The organism is Aneurinibacillus thermoaerophilus (genome assembly GCF_019603355.1).
Lineage (GTDB): Bacteria > Bacillota > Bacilli > Aneurinibacillales > Aneurinibacillaceae > Aneurinibacillus > Aneurinibacillus thermoaerophilus.
In genome coordinates, this window is sequence record NZ_CP080764.1 from 494,624 (window position 1) to 510,554 (window position 15,931).

At 33.7% G+C, this 15,931-nt stretch carries 12 protein-coding genes; all 12 read left to right on the plus strand.

Annotated features, from left to right (window positions below):
* Positions 1 to 191 precede the first annotated feature (191 nt).
* Positions 192 to 1,601: a 23S rRNA (uracil(1939)-C(5))-methyltransferase RlmD gene (gene rlmD, locus K3F53_RS02775; RefSeq protein ID WP_246615675.1), complete on the plus strand. Its 1,410-nt coding sequence runs from the start codon at positions 192 to 194 to the stop codon at positions 1,599 to 1,601.
* Between the two features lie 751 nt (positions 1,602 to 2,352).
* On the plus strand, positions 2,353 to 3,042 hold the full coding sequence (locus K3F53_RS02780; protein WP_057899914.1) for a lantibiotic protection ABC transporter ATP-binding protein: 690 nt from the start codon (positions 2,353 to 2,355) through the stop codon (positions 3,040 to 3,042).
* Positions 3,043 to 3,060: 18 nt separating this feature from the next.
* On the plus strand, positions 3,061 to 3,807 hold the full coding sequence (locus tag K3F53_RS02785) for a lantibiotic immunity ABC transporter MutE/EpiE family permease subunit (RefSeq protein ID WP_057899913.1): 747 nt from the start codon (positions 3,061 to 3,063) through the stop codon (positions 3,805 to 3,807).
* A gap of 1 nt (position 3,808) precedes the next feature.
* Complete coding sequence (locus K3F53_RS02790) at positions 3,809 to 4,597, plus strand: lantibiotic immunity ABC transporter MutG family permease subunit (RefSeq protein ID WP_057899912.1); 789 nt, start codon at positions 3,809 to 3,811, stop codon at positions 4,595 to 4,597.
* Complete coding sequence (locus K3F53_RS02795; protein ID WP_236781914.1) at positions 4,590 to 5,072, plus strand: NisI/SpaI family lantibiotic immunity lipoprotein; 483 nt, start codon at positions 4,590 to 4,592, stop codon at positions 5,070 to 5,072. Before K3F53_RS02790 ends, K3F53_RS02795 begins: the two co-directional genes overlap by 8 nt.
* A 649-nt stretch (positions 5,073 to 5,721) precedes the next feature.
* Positions 5,722 to 5,892 (plus strand): gallidermin/nisin family lantibiotic, encoded by a 171-nt coding sequence (locus K3F53_RS02800; RefSeq protein WP_082706110.1) that lies wholly within the window; start codon positions 5,722 to 5,724, stop codon positions 5,890 to 5,892.
* Positions 5,893 to 6,445: 553 nt separating this feature from the next.
* A complete protein-coding gene (locus K3F53_RS02805; protein WP_220559311.1) occupies positions 6,446 to 9,586 on the plus strand; it encodes a lantibiotic dehydratase in 3,141 nt (1,046 codons plus the stop codon).
* Between the two features lie 224 nt (positions 9,587 to 9,810).
* Positions 9,811 to 11,640 carry an ABC transporter ATP-binding protein gene (locus K3F53_RS02810; protein WP_057899910.1) on the plus strand — a complete coding sequence of 610 codons (1,830 nt, stop codon included), beginning with the start codon at positions 9,811 to 9,813 and terminating at the stop codon, positions 11,638 to 11,640.
* Complete coding sequence (locus tag K3F53_RS02815; protein WP_220559312.1) at positions 11,609 to 12,916, plus strand: lanthionine synthetase C family protein; 1,308 nt, start codon at positions 11,609 to 11,611, stop codon at positions 12,914 to 12,916. Before K3F53_RS02810 ends, K3F53_RS02815 begins: the two co-directional genes overlap by 32 nt.
* 155 nt (positions 12,917 to 13,071) lie before the next feature.
* The gene (locus K3F53_RS02820) at positions 13,072 to 13,770 is read left to right on the plus strand and encodes a response regulator transcription factor (RefSeq protein WP_220559313.1); all 699 of its coding nucleotides are present in this window, start codon (positions 13,072 to 13,074) and stop codon (positions 13,768 to 13,770) included.
* Complete coding sequence (locus K3F53_RS02825; protein ID WP_220559314.1) at positions 13,757 to 15,184, plus strand: sensor histidine kinase; 1,428 nt, start codon at positions 13,757 to 13,759, stop codon at positions 15,182 to 15,184. Before K3F53_RS02820 ends, K3F53_RS02825 begins: the two co-directional genes overlap by 14 nt.
* A 282-nt stretch (positions 15,185 to 15,466) precedes the next feature.
* Positions 15,467 to 15,649 carry a hypothetical protein gene (locus tag K3F53_RS02830; protein WP_057899906.1) on the plus strand — a complete coding sequence of 61 codons (183 nt, stop codon included), beginning with the start codon at positions 15,467 to 15,469 and terminating at the stop codon, positions 15,647 to 15,649.
* Positions 15,650 to 15,931: the final 282 nt, after the last annotated feature.

The window sequence follows — 15,931 nt, forward strand, 5'->3', positions numbered from 1 at the left end:
AGAATGCCTAAAACAACAATTTTTTATTAATTATTCTTTGGTTTTTTGTCCTAGATATGGTCGAAAGGTATTAGTAAACAAAGTGGAAGAACGATTTAAAGAAACGGTGTTTTGGCATGATTCGTAAATATACAAGCCAAACCTATAGGCGTGTGGAATGTCAAATTTTACGAAAAATCAGGTGAAGCAGATTGGGAAATACATCACGCAAGAAAAAACAGGCTGCCACGGCTATTGCTGGACTTCCGCTGAAAAAAAACCAGACGGTAGAGCTTGTCATTGAAGATCTTTCGCATGAAGGCAATGGTGTGGGGCGTTATCAGGGATATACACTGTTTGTGCCGGGCGCATTGCCTGGTGAAACAATTATAGCAAAGGCAACTAAGTTGAAGAAGCAATTCGGCTACGCGCGCCTGATGGAAATCCGCGAGCCAGCTGCAAGCCGCGCGGAACCGCCATGCCCGATATACAAGCGTTGCGGCGGTTGTATGTTGCAGCATATGGATTATGATGCACAGCTCGCATTTAAGCGCAAGCTGGTGGAAGAGAATCTGCGCCGCATTGGCAAGATTGAAGGTGCTCTTATTCATCCGACGATCGGCATGGAAGATCCGTGGCGCTATCGGAACAAGGCCCAGGTGCCAATCGGAGAAGAAGAAGGCGGCTTGATTGGGGGCTTTTATGCCCAGCGTTCGCATGAGATTATCGATATGAAGGAGTGCCTGATTCAGCACGAGAAAAGCGATGAAGTCGTCGCCTGTGTGAAAGAAATTGCCGGAAAATACGGCATTCGTGCGTATGATGAGGAGGCGCACAGCGGTTTGTTGCGGCACGTGGTGACGAAAGTAGGCTTTGCGACAGGCGAAGTGATGATTGTGCTCGTAACGAACGGCGAGAGGATTCCGCATGCGGAAGCGCTTGTGCAGGAGCTTGTGGAAGCGATACCGGGTGTGAAAAGTATCGTGCAGAATATCAATACGAAGCGGACAAACGTCATTTTCGGCGATGTGACGCGGGTGCTGTGGGGCGAAGAGTATATTTATGATACGATTGGCGACGTGAAGTTTGCGATTTCGGCCCGTTCGTTCTATCAGGTGAATCCGGTTCAGACGGAGCGGTTGTATAAGAAAGCGCTGGAGTACGCGGCGTTGACGGGCGAGGAGAATGTGATCGACGCATACTGCGGGATCGGAACGATTTCACTGTTTTTGGCACAGAAGGCGAAGCACGTGTTTGGCGTAGAGATTGTGCCGGAGGCCATTGAGGACGCGAAGCGCAATGCTCGCCTGAACGAAATGGATAATGTGACGTTCGCGGTGGGGGAAGCGGAGACGGTGATTCCGCGCTGGTATGAGGAAGGGAATGTTGCCGATGTGATTGTGGTGGACCCGCCGCGCAAAGGTTGCGATGAAAAGCTGCTCCAGACGATTATCGCCATGAAGCCGAAGCGCGTTGTGTATGTGTCATGCAATCCGGCCACGCTGGCCCGCGATCTCCGCATCCTCGAAGACGGCGGCTATAAGATGGCGGAAGTACAGCCGGTGGATATGTTTCCACATACGGCGCATGTGGAGTGTTGCGCGTTGCTCATAAAAAAATAACTATTTGGAAAAGCGCGTTTCTGAATATCAATGAAACGGGCTTTTCCAATATCCTTTATTCATATGAACCTCCCCCACTTACCATAGGTTGAAGTGAGGGTTTCTGAACTGTCCACCTCGATAGAACAGGCGATCAGCGGGTTGTCGCTGATCTCACAGACACGTGCCGTCTGCGATGAAGGAAGGGGACTTCTCGCGTGTTATGTTAAAATTTCCCGCAATTGATATGCCAACGGTACGTTACGAGCAAGCCGGGATAATTCTTTTGCTAAAATTAGATTAAATTTACCTTAATTTTGTTTTTAAATCATTGGATGAAGAACAAAATAGTTTTCAGGAAATTAAGTGTCTGATAAAACCATTTGATCAGACACTTTTTATTTTGTCTTGAAAAAAAATTATGTTTTTAAAGTATATATAAAAAATAATGTAAAGGCATGGACACGTACTAAATAATGCATACCCAATACAATACGTTTTTAAATCCCGTCAATTCTCTAATGAAAAATCGTGATTATTATAAAAACTTTATATTGAAAAGTTAGTATGAAATTGTGGATGAATGATGAATCAAAAAATGCATTAATTTCTTCAATGTATTTGTTATATCCAACGGAGATTAAGGATAATCGCTTAACTGTATAAAGTCCCGGTACTGCGCCGTTTATGTAGCCACTTGCGGATACGATGGAATGTAAAGGAACAAAACATAAAATCTTTAAAGCTTTTTAACTTTGAAAGGAGAATAGAAATGGAAGAGTATTTTTTGGAAACCAATAATTTAAGCAAATCTTTTGGTAAACAGCTTGCGGTTGACAATGTTTCTTTAAGAGTGAAGGAAAACACGATTTATGGATTGCTTGGACCGAATGGTGCCGGAAAATCAACCATCTTAAAATTGTTAACAGGGCTTTTGCGTCCTACAAACGGAGAAATTATCTTTAATGGTCATTCATGGAGCAGAAAAGACCTTAAAGATATCGGCGCGCTTATCGAATCACCGGCTCTTTATGGAAATTTAACGGCGTATGAGAATTTACTCGTTCATGCAAAATTATTAAATTTGCCGAATTCAAGAATAAAAGAGGTACTGGAAATTGTCGGTTTGGAGAATACAGGCAAAAAGAAAGTATCGCAGTTTTCCTTTGGTATGAAGCAAAGATTGGGTATTGCTAAAGCACTTTTAAATGATCCAAAACTTCTTATTCTCGATGAACCGACAAACGGACTTGATCCGCTGGGTATACAAGAGTTGCGGAAACTTATAAGATCTTTCCCGAAGCAAGGAATGACTGTCATCTTATCAAGCCACATTTTACCAGAGGTAAAACAATTGGCGGATTATATTGGCATTATTCAAAACGGAAAACTCAAATATCAAGGTGAAATAGAGCAAAACAAAGATTTAGAAAAATTCTTTATAGATGTAGTCAGCGGATAATGAAGGAGGATGTGAATAATGCTGAATATGATACAATCAGAACGTTTAAAATATAAGCGGACATTTGCAAAAAAACTTGTATATATTGCCCCTTTTTTCTTTGTACTATATGCCATGATTACCATGCCTACTATTAATTCAAAATATAATTATTTCGAATACACGGTATTTAATTGGTGGCCATTAATATTTATTCCGTTAGGGACAGCATTGATCGCGTCACTTTCCGCAATGAGAGAAAAAAAGTCGGGAAACTACAGAGCTTTACGATGCCATGATATCAGCATTACACGTATGTGGTTCAGTAAAATCATTGTAATTGCCTATTATACGTTGTTCTCATCAATTGAACTTATCATTTTGCTGTTAATATTAAAATTATTACTGCCCAACAGCATTACATCAGCTGTTGTAGTCATACTGGCCAGTCTTACAATTTGGATCACATCTTTGGCATACATCCCTATAGGTTTGTTTTTGGCAGAGCGATTTGGAACGGTGATTTCTGTTATTGTCAGCGTGATAGGGATCATAATAGGAGTAGTAATGGCTCCGGAATCTTACTGGATGTATATTCCGTGGAGCTGGGGAATGAGACTGATGTCTCCTATTGTAGGAGTTCATCCAAAAGGAGTTCCATTGGAGAAAGGAAGTCCTTTGTTGGATCCTTCCGTTATTCCAATAGGAATTGCTGTCTCCATTGTATTTTTTGTTTTATTGTCATTTGTAACAGCGTTCTGGTTTTCAAAAAAAGAGGTGAACTGAAATGTATCTTCTGAAAATTCTGTCTTCGGAATGGATAAAGACAAAACGTACAACAATCAGGCTTATCGTGTTTGTAACACCGATCATTTATCCAATCTTTATGTTATGGTATTTTTCCAGGTACAATGATCCTTCATCATGGCAAATTAAGATATATGGGGGTTTTTTTGAGGTACTGACCGTCTCTTTACCTATTATTATTTCTTTATTTACTGGTCTTATTTCATATCAGGAAGAAAAATCAGGAAATTTTATTAACTTGTTGGCCGGTCCCGTTTCAAGAGCAAAATTTTACTTTGGCAAACTTTTTCTGCTGATTTTATCAGCAATTGTGGATATATTCTTAGCAACTTTCCTTATGCTGTTGGGAATGAGATATATATTGCACGTAGATAATATTCATTATGATCTATTTTTGCAAGGAGTACTGTTGTCTGTGATTGGCTCACTTATACTTTTTTCCATGCATATGCTCATCAGCTTTGCATTAGGGATGGGAGCATCTATAGCGATCGGAGGCGGAGGCTTCCTTATTTCAGCTATAATTGGGGCAACTGTCGTAGGAGATAACATATGGCAGTTTATTCCTTGGGCTTGGACTGTTCGCCTTTCACAAGTTCCCATGTTATTAATGCCTGAGGCAAAACATGCCTTTGGAATGCAGTTGTCGAATCTTTATTTCCAAGAACTACTTAAAGGTATTGTACCTGCAATTATATGTTTTATATTAGTAACAATAATCGGCTTAATCTGGTTTAATCGCTGGGAAGGAGATAAGTCATATGAATAATAAAAGTAAAAAGCATGGAAAGGAGGAGAATATAGTGGAAATGAAAAATTCCATACTATTGCTTTTATTAATTGGTGCAATCCTCTTGGGAGGCTGTTCGCTTTTAAGTGACTTAAAACAAACAGCATCCCAAAATATGGCTATTGATAAAAAATTGCCGAAATATAAATTGAACAAAGAAAATTTCAAGGAAATAAGCTATGAGGGCAAAACTTATGTTATCCAAGAATCAGAAGTAGATCCCGACGAGTTAAATGAACCTATCGGAAAAGTTTCGGAAAATATTACGATTAATGAAAAGAATGAGATATTAAGCAAAAAAGAGCTTAGAAAAGTTGAAATTGTTCCAAATGAAGAAGACGAAAAAAGAATTCATTTAAATTTTGGTTGGGTATACAGCATAAAAGATGTAAGTCCGGACAAAGAAGTTGCGGTAGTAATTAATAATAAATATCATCTCGCAAAAATAAAATAATTATGAGTCCATGTCTTCAGGCATAAACTTAACTGAATTTTGGGAGCATGAAAAACAGATTGCGAATCTATATCAGATGCAAGTTATGTAATGGAAGAAGCAATACTTGGAATCTTAAATAGACATTTTGCAAAAGAGTACTTTCCTGTTGGTGAAAGTACTTTTTTTATTCCTTCAAAATTACAATGTAATTGGCGAGAACAACATGGGAAAATAGAATGGTAATGACTTTTCAATTAAAAATAACCAAAAAATAATAATATTCCATTTGATAAAAATTTTATAGTTGCATTCGCGAGCTTCAGGAAAGAATCGGGAGGTTTTTTGGCTGTTATCCCAAATGAATTCTAGAGATGCCGGGAAAGGGACACCGGTTTGAATTTTTAATAGAAAATCTGAAGATAAATCTTTTAAAAAGAAGTTAATATTTTTTTAAAAAATATACAAAAATATAAAAAAATATAAAAAATGTATACAAAAACATTAGAAAAATATTAGAATTTCTATTTATGTTATGTATCGTAAAGAAGTTTTTTAGTTTTGGAATTAACTACGTGGTGAGAAAGGATTGAAGAATTTATTGGATTGGCAATCCTTTCAACATCAGTAGTTAATGATAAATATTAAAAAACGAAAGGAGGAGTAAAGAATGGCTAAGTTTGATGATTTTGATTTGGACATCGTGGTGAAAAAACAGGACAACACTGTACAACCTAATGTTACTAGTAAATCTCTTTGCACTCCGGGTTGTATCACAGGTGTTTTGATGTGCTTAACACAAAACTCTTGTGTATCATGTAATTCTTGCATCAAATGCTAATCTCTTGTATTCATATGCTGATATATCAAGATTTGATCGCCAGCTTTTATGCTGGCGGTGGTTTTAAAAGATAGCAAAAAATTTATAAATTTTTTGCTATCTTTTTTTCAATCAAAATCAAAATAACCGTAGATCATATTTTCCTTTATGTTAAGTGAAAAAGTATTATTTATTATATACATATGTTTAGCCATTAAAATTATGCATTAATTAGTACAAATTTATCCGTTTTTAAGCTTGTGTTTGCCTTGAAAGTCCTGTGGTTTGTTCCTTTGCAATTAATTCATCGTGTTTGTTCTTCATGTCAAGCGGGACAGTTAAGCGAGTACCCTTAAAATCGCCAAAGAATTAAGGATGAATACACGATTTTTCTTGAAACAAGCATTATGCTGTAACCATGTCTCGCAAAGGGATCTGGAAATTAGAAGCAAATCGCAAAAATCGAATAATTTTTCTTGGAGTACGTTGTTTTATTATCAGAAGAAGGTACTCCATATGCAAATGTATACAACTTAAGGGAGATCGTGAAGTATTGATTGGGAGGCTGTGTTTTATGAAAGATCTTATATTCAAAGACATCGATACGTTTATGATTAGAACGCCGGTACTATCAGTGAATAATTACTTGAAATTTTTTGATAAGAAACTTACCGATAAAGAAATTAAAGATCATCTATTGGAGATTTGTAATAATCCTGTATTCAGAGAAAGTATATTAGTCGCAAGTAAAAGTTTATATAATAAATTGATTGATTTTTGTAACGGAAAGGAAATAAAAAAGTATGATTATTTTCTTAAAGCAATTTATAAGTATCTAATAAGAATGAGTACGAGACCTACGCCATTCGGTCTGTTTGCAGGAATAGATTTTGGTGAATATACAGAAGAAAATACCTCTATAAAATATGGCGCAAATAATTTTAAGAAATTTGCCAGACCGGATTTAGAATGGTTAATGAAGATCGTGAAGAATTTAGAAAAAGAACAATATGATAAATTATGGTTTAAGATTAACGACAGTATATTTTTTAAAGGAGAACGCGCATTTTTATTACATTCGACTTTAAAAGACAGCGACAAAAAAGTCAATGAAATTAGTGTCAGAGTAACCTCGCCTTTTGAAATCACGTATAAATTGGCCGTTAATTTGATACCTTACCAAAAATTAAAAAAAGAATTAATGAAAAAATTTCAAAATACAGCTGAAGATAGAATTGATAATTTTTTAAAACAATTAATAGAAAATGAGTTTTTAATTTCTAACCTTCAACCGCCATTAACTGTGATGGATCAACTTGATTATCTTATAAAGGAATTGAAAAAAAGTAATATAGAAGAATTGGTCAATGAGTTAATTGATATTCAAGATTACATTCACAGATATACCATGACGCCTTTAGGTGAAGGTGAAAAAATATATAAAGATTTGCACAGGAAAATGGCTAAATTGGCAAAGACAAAATATGTATTGCAAGTTGATACGAAATTAAATTTAAAAGAAAAGAAGCTTAACAAACAAGTTATAAAAGATTTAAATCAATTGATGCGTATACTTTTGCCTTTTTCGATGACCTATCAACAAACAGATTCTCCGTTTTCAAGATATAAGCAAGAATTTATCGAAAAATATGGTGTGGACAGAGAGGTACCTTTACTGGAAATGCTTGATAATGATTTTGGTATAGGTGCTCCTTTGGATTATGAAAATCCCAAAAACTCAAAACTAGAAGTTGGAGTTATAAATCATTTGACCGATGAGAAATTAAAAGAATATTTTTTTAATAAATATGTACAGGCGGTTAAAGATAATAAAAGTATAACGATAATTGATGAAGAGATAAAAGAATTAGGGTTGGATGATTATGATTACAACAGTATCCCTGACTCATTAGACATAAACGTAATAATGAAATGTGATTCTAAGGAAGATTTTGATAACAATAATTTTAAATATTATCTTGGTCCTAATTTAGGATCTACACATGCAGGGAAAAGTTTTGGAAGATTTTCTTATATGATGGAAGGCGAGCAGAAACTATTCGAGACATTAAACGAGGAAATTCTGGAACTGAATAATGATTTTGATGATTATGTAACTTGTGAAATCGTTTATTTGCCAAATGAAACAAGAAATGCAAATGTAACCAGAAATATTCACAACAGTGAATATGAACTCGCTTTATTTACAAACAGCAGCAGAGATGAATCTCATAGGTTAAGTTTAAATGATATTCTGATCGGTATAGAAAATGATATTTTTTATGCAAAAAGCAAATCGCTAGATAAAAAATTAATTATTACTATGAATAATATGCTGAATACGCGAACAGCCCCTAATGCTATTCGATTCCTGTATGATGTAAGTTTAGACGGCAAAAAGATTTGGTATAATTTTCCTTGGGATATGATCTTTTCTGACTATCCTTACATCCCCAAAATTGAATATAAGAATTTCATTATATCACCGAAAAAATGGGTGATAAATAAGATTATCAATACAAAGAACAAAATAGATTTTGCGGAATTTAAAGAATTTTTCGAGAAGTTTTGTTTAGATTATAATGTACCGAAATATGTTTATTTAACTTTTGCAGATAATCGGGTTCTTTTAAATACTGAGGACGAAAATTGTTTGAGAATTCTTCATCACCAATTTAATAACAGATTTGGAAATATCATATTAAGTTCTTATGAAGATGCTGGTTATAATCTTGTTAAAGATCATGCTGAGGAAGAATATATTTGTGAATTGGTTATTCCGTTAGTTAAAGTTAAACAAAAAAATAACGATATGTATTCAAAACCCAAAAAATCAAATAATATCTCCAGTTTATCAAATATAAGAGTAAAATTACCTTTTGAAGATTGGATTTATCTAAAATTGTATGGAGTCAATTCCAGCGCGGATGATTTAATTGCCTTTCATATTTCGGAATACTGTCGCGATAAGTTGGCTAAAGGCGAAATTGAAAAATACTTTTTTATGCGATATGCCGACCCGGAACAACATATAAGATTAAGGTTCAATGCAAGTGAAGAGAAATTGTTAAGCATGTATCCCGACATCAAACAATGGCTCCGAACTTTAATCGAAAAAGGGTTGCTAAATCGTTTTTCCATTGATTCTTATGAAAAAGAAATTGAACGTTATGGCGGAACTGAATTGATAAATTTTGCAGAAACCTTATTTTGTTTTGATAGCATAGTAGTAGAAGACATGTTAAGACTAAAACGTTTAAAAAATATTAATTTTAGCGATGAAGTTATCGGAATGATTTCTATTATTCATTATATGGAACAGTTCGGTTTAGATTATGAAAGTCAATTGGATTTCTTACAACAGCAAATAAATAAACAGGACTATCGGGAAGATTTCAAACGCAATCGCTCTTTTTATATGAAAGTATGTAATACCGACAATAATTGGAAGTGGTTAAGAGAAAGTGAAGAGGGGATGTTATTATTAAATATTTTGAATCAGAGAAACAGAAGCATAAAAGAGTATGCAAGCAAGCTCAAGGAAGGTCTGGAAGCTTCATCGGAATTATCCATCTTAGACAGCGTGATTCATTTACACTGTAACAGGTTATTCGGGATCGATCGGGAATTTGAAAAGAAAATCCGAACATTGGTTGCGCATACTTTATACGCATTAAAATACATTAAACTAAATGAAGTGGTATTGGAAAAATAAAGATTGCGGAAAAATTAAAAATGCAGGTTTGACCCTTCATTTGTGCAAGCTCTTGGAGTTTGCACAAATGAAGGTTTCACATGTTAAAGCTTTTTTAAAAACGAAATCCAGCGGCAAAAGTTCGGCAAGTTATCTCCTGTTAACTCAGGTTACACTTCTGAAAGCGAAAAAGCCTTTATGGCTGGAATAAGGTTTAATTCTAGCATGTGAGGATTGAAAATACTATGAATATAAAAGAGTATGATGATCACGTTACCGTAAAAGATATAATTAATTCAATAAAGATGGTTCCCAAGACGCTTGTTCTCATAAAGAAAGTAGACAGCAAAAGTTTTTTTATCATTATTTTCCTGAGTTTATTAATGGGGATCGCGCCTATTATTACATTATTCGGTTCGCAAAATTTACTTAATGCAATCGGGTTCCAAAATATTCGCATTATCGTATCCGCATTAATTTTTTATATTTTTGCCAACTTATTCAGTGAGATTATCAGCAGTTTTACGGAATATTACCAAAATAAATTTCAAACTTTACTCAATTACAAACTTAATTTAAAAGTAATGGACAAGTGTACAAAACTGCCCTTAAGACATTTTGAGGATGCTGAAGTTTATGACAAGTTGCAAAGAGTTCAAAATGAAACACCGTACAAACCATTTGAAGTGTTTTTGTCAATATTAAGTACAATATCTGCTATTGTAACACTTTTCTCATCAGTAATGATCCTAATAAATTGGAAACCTTGGGTATTGATTATATTAATCATAATACCGGTAATTTTTTCTTTTTATTTTTTTAAAATCGGTCAAAGAGAGTTTAATGTCAGTTGGCTGCGTGCTCCGGAAAAAAGAAAATCATGGTATTTATCCTACTTAATGACAAGAGATAACACTTTCAAGGAAGTAAAATTATATAACCTTGCTGGATATATATTAAAACAATTTAAAGAAATTAATAAAAAGTTTGTTAAACAGGATATTAAGCTTTTTAAAAGAAGAACAGTTTTTACATTTATATTTGAGGTCGTAGAACAAATATGTATAAATACAGTATTGGTTATTATCATCATCTCAGCGTTGGCAGGTGAAATACTTGTTGGTAATGTCGTTGGGCTTATTCAGGCGTTAAACTTAATTTCAAATAATTCCAGAAAGATACTAAATACTATTCATTCTTTGTATAAAAATAATTTATATATTAATCAGCTATTCGAATTTTTGGATTTAGAAGAGGAAGTATTGAATAAAGATGATAGATTAGCATTAGGAATAGACAAAATCGAAAATATAAAGATAAAAAATTTAACGTTTAGTTATCCAACCAATCCTAAAGTTGTATTAAAAAATATTAACCTTGAGATCAATAAAGGTGAAAGAATAGCAATCGTCGGTGCTAATGGTTCGGGGAAAAGTACTCTTATAAAACTTTTATTGAAACTATACGATCATGACGAAGACAGTATTTATTATAACGATGTATCTATAAATGATTTGGATACAGCACAATTAAGAAAATGCATCGCGGTGTTATTCCAAGATTTTGTCAAGTATGAATTGAAATTAAGGGAAAATGTGGGGTTCGGCGATATCACACGAATTGATAATGATAAGGAAATAAAACAAGCCATGGAAAGAGCGCAGGTAGATTTTATCGAGGATTTGAATACTCAGATGGGTTTATGGTTTGTAGACGGCGTGCAGCTTTCGGGAGGACAGTGGCAAAAGGTGGCTATTGCCAGAGCGTTCTTTAGGGATGCGTCTGTATATATATTAGATGAACCAAGCTCAGCGCTGGATCCCATTTCAGAAAAAGAAGTCATTGATATGTTTATCAATATGACAAAAGATAGAATCGGTATATTTATATCACATCGACTATCTACGGCAAAGCTTGCTGATAAAATTGTGGTAATGAACGATGGTGAAATAATCGGGATAGGTACTCATCATGAACTTTTAAATAATAATGATTTATACAGAAGAATGTATGAATTAGAAACTTTGCAAAACGAGGTGGAATATGAACGTCTCAGTGAAAGAGCTAGTTTGTAATATCGCAAAAAAATTATCGGATTATGAGAATATGAAGTGTATTGTTAATCATCCAAATAATTATATTAAAATAGGAAATAGGAGTATAAATCCATTTAATGAATTGAGTTTAAGCCATGGTTTACCGGCTTTATGCGCGCTATACGGTGAATTGAGCGAGCAATATCCCGATGAAGATTGGGATGTATTAGGGCATCAATATATGAAAAGGATTGGTGAACAAATAAATCAAAATGGTTTCTCCTCTTTATCCATGTTTAGCGGATTGGCCGGTATCGGTCTGGCTGCAGTATGCTTATCTAAAGAAGGGAAAAGATATCAAAACTTTATCTCTAATATTAACCAGATAATAGATGAAAGAATAGAATCGATCATAGATTATTTAAAACAGAAACAGTATCCGAATATGGATGATTATGATGCAATTTCTGGAGTCGCGGGTATAGCAAGTTACTGTATGTTATTCCCGCAAGAAATGGAAAAAAGTATATCTTTAATCTTAAAATATATTGTAGACTTATGCCAAGACAAACAGATTGAAGATATAAAAGCTCCGGGATGGTATATTCCTCCTGAAAATTATTTTTCGGAAAGGGATAAAAGAAATTGGCCCGGCGGTTTCTTTAACATTGGTTTGTCTCATGGCATACCTGCTTTATTAATCGTTTTATGCAATGCAAAAAAACTTAATATTTATGTAGATGGACAAGATGAATGTATAAAAAAAATAGCCGACTTTCTTATCAAATTTCGTATTAAGGAAGAAAATGAGGCTTATTGGGGCACACACGTTTCTCTGGAAGAATACAAAAAAGGATCTATCCTAAACAAAAATACAAGAGATGCATGGTGCTACGGAACTCCCGGTGTTGCTTATTCATTACTTATAGCGGGAAAAACGCTAAATAATCAATCATATATTGACTGCGCCGTCAGTGGAATGGAAATAGCAAGCAAACGACTTTACGATATTTATTCTCCTTCGTTTTGTCATGGTTTATCAGGTGTTGCGTATATCTGCAATAGATTTTATGAAGAAACGAATTTAAGCTATTTTAGAGAAACAGCCCTCAAATTAGCGAATGATATAATGGAATTTTATAATGATGAATTTCCTTTTGGTTTTAAAAATATTGAGGGGAGCGAAGAAAACAGGGTTTATTATGATTACGTTGGATTAATAGATGGAACAGCAGGAATTTTATTGACGATATTAGCTATACAAAACGGTAAAAAAACGCCTTGGGACTGTGCATTTCTATTATCTGAAGTTTAAAATTAAATCATACAGTACTGTTATTGTTTAATCAGACTAAGAAAAAGGCAGGGTATTCTCTGATTACGTTAAGAGGGTACCCTATCTGCATAGATATTGAACACGTTAAAAAATGTGTTCTAATTCCAATGATCTGTAAGGTGGGATATGGAAGAATGAATAAAAAGAAAATTTTAGTCGTTGATGATAATGAAGATATTTGTCTCACGATAAAACAATATTTGGAACTTTATAATTACATTGTTGAAATTGTACATAGCGGCACCGAGGCATTACAAATCATCAATAATAATTTTGATTTGATTATTTTGGACATTATGATGGAAGGCATTGACGGTATGGAATTGTGTGGCATTATCCGTGACAGAGTGGATTGTCCTATCATATTTGTTAGCGCAAAAACGCTGGAGGAAGATAAGGTTCAAGCCCTTTCTATAGGCGGAGACGATTACATGACTAAACCCTTTAGTTTAAAGGAGTTAAAGGCAAGAATAGATTCCCATTTAAGACGAGAAGAGCGGATCAGATCGAATGATAGGCATCTTCTAAGTTCTAAAAATATTACGATAGATCTTTTAGCTAACGAAGTCTTTTGTAAAGGTGTTAAATTACAGTTAACAAAAAAAGAGTATGAAATCATTAAATTGTTAATGTTGAATAAAAATATGGTTTTCTCTAAAGAAAGAATATTTGAACGTGTATGGGGATTGGATTCGGAAAGTCAGTTAGAAACGGTTACAGAGAGCATTAAAAATATCAGGAAGAAAATAAGATCTTTAGATAAAGAAACTTCCTATATTAAAACATTATATGGATTAGGCTATAAATGGGATGTTACATATGAAAAAGGATAAAACAATAAAAAGGGATTTTTATTTATTAGTTGTTAAGGTCTTCTTGTCAACCATTATATCCTCACTTATTACTTATTTATGTTTATTATTATTCATATTTATGTTTACAAATAATAATACGATCAAACCGACGGATTATTTTGTTAAATATCTGGATTTAATTGAAGAAAAGATTGAAGAAAACTCAGCATCCATTTTAATGGGGCGATTAATTGATATAAAGTCCTATAGCGAGAAAATTCAGGGGGAAGTTTTGGACATCAACGGTAATCATATGTATGGCGATAAGGGAGTTGCTGGGGACAAAATAGATATCGGTGAAGTTATAAATCATGAGATTGTAAAAGGAAGTTATGTTTACAAATTTATACCTATTAAACATGATAACTCTATTCAAGCGGTGTATGTGCTGAAAGCTCCTTTCGGGTTCATAATTAATAATAAGGATCGCCTCGGAGTGGTATTCATTTATATTGTGCTGCTGATTTCTCCGTTAATATTTTTTATTATTTATTTAATTTTATTTACATCTAAGCTGTATAAATCGTTGTTTAATAATATTAAAGTATTGCTTCAGGCCGCAGATAAAATTTCGAACGGTGATTTTGACTTTAAGGTCCATGGACTTAAAAGGCAAGAGTTTATAAGGATACAAGATTCTTTTAATACAATGATTAGCGCCCTTAAAGATATGATTGAAAGTTTATCAAAGATTGATGATGAACGTAAAATAATGGTGTCATCGATTGCCCACGATATAAGAACTCCTTTAACCGTAATCCAAGGACAAATGGATTTAATTGCTGATCTGAAAAACCTTGATAATTTTGATATTACTCCCCATTTAGATATTATCCGCAAGAATTGCAATAAAATGAGCATGCTTACAGACAATTTGTCGTTACTATATAAAGTAGAAAAAGCAGACTTCTTGTTGAATATTAAAAGAATTGATTTAAACAAAATGCTTGAAGAGAAAAAGCAAGAGATATCAACAATGGCCTATAATAAAAAATCCGTAAAAATTAATTTTGATGTCAATTTAAGCAAACAATTTTATTTTCTTGACGAAGCAATGTTAATGAGGGTCTTAGATAATATTTTATATAATAGCCTAAGATTTACAACAAGTGGAGAAATTAAACTTGAGGTCCATGATGAAGCTGATGGACATAGTAATAAAATTTATTTTAAATGCATGGACACGGGAATCGGATTTAAGCAAAAAGATACATCCGTTTTGTTCAAGGCTTTTTATCAAGATGATCAATATAAAAATCATGTTGGTTTAGGTCTTTATATTTCTAAAAAAATTGTAAACAATTATGATGGAGAGATTTGGGCATACAACAACGAAAAAGGCGGAGCGACAGTTGAGTTTTATATAAAGGTGCTTTCAAATTATTTATTATAAATTGGGACAAATTTTGGGGGTAGACCAAAATTGTTGTGCGAATTTGCTTAACTTTAAAAAGTTCTTCCTAATTGAGTCCTTTATTTTAAAAATATGTTCTGCCGCAACTGGCCTTGTGCTTCGGATGCATCATGTTAAAACAAAAGAAGGATTTAGTCGCAAAAAAGGCGTATAAGAAGGCCCCCTCCTCTCTGTTAAAAAACTTTGATTTTCTGTTATACCCCCCTTTTTTGAAAAAAGTAACATAAGGTATATCTTTTTATGTAAGCAGATGCAATTTTTATGATAATAAGATCTAAGAAGGGGAAAATAGATGAAAAAGAAAAAATTGTAAAATGGCTATTTTTAGCTTTATTTGTTATCATTTTAGGATTTTTAGCCTATTTATTTTATCAAAAAACTGTTATTGTTGGACAATTGGAGGAAAGAGAACAGTTATTAACTGCTGTATCAATGGAATTGTAAGAAAATAGATATAAATATAGTGATTTTCAAGATATAGGTGTAGTATATAATTATTTTAAAGGTGGAGAGTTCCCTTACCAAGTATATGTTGTATGTAAGGAAGATCCATCTCGTAAATATTATTTTGGATGGAAAGACCATAAAAAAATGAAGTTACGCTTGAAGAAGAAAGTGCCAATTAAATATCAAATTTAAAGGGACAGTTCAGTTTGGAGATGCCCCTTTTTGAAAGAGCATCGCCAGCAACTCTACTTATTTTTTGCCTCCGTATTTACCTAATCT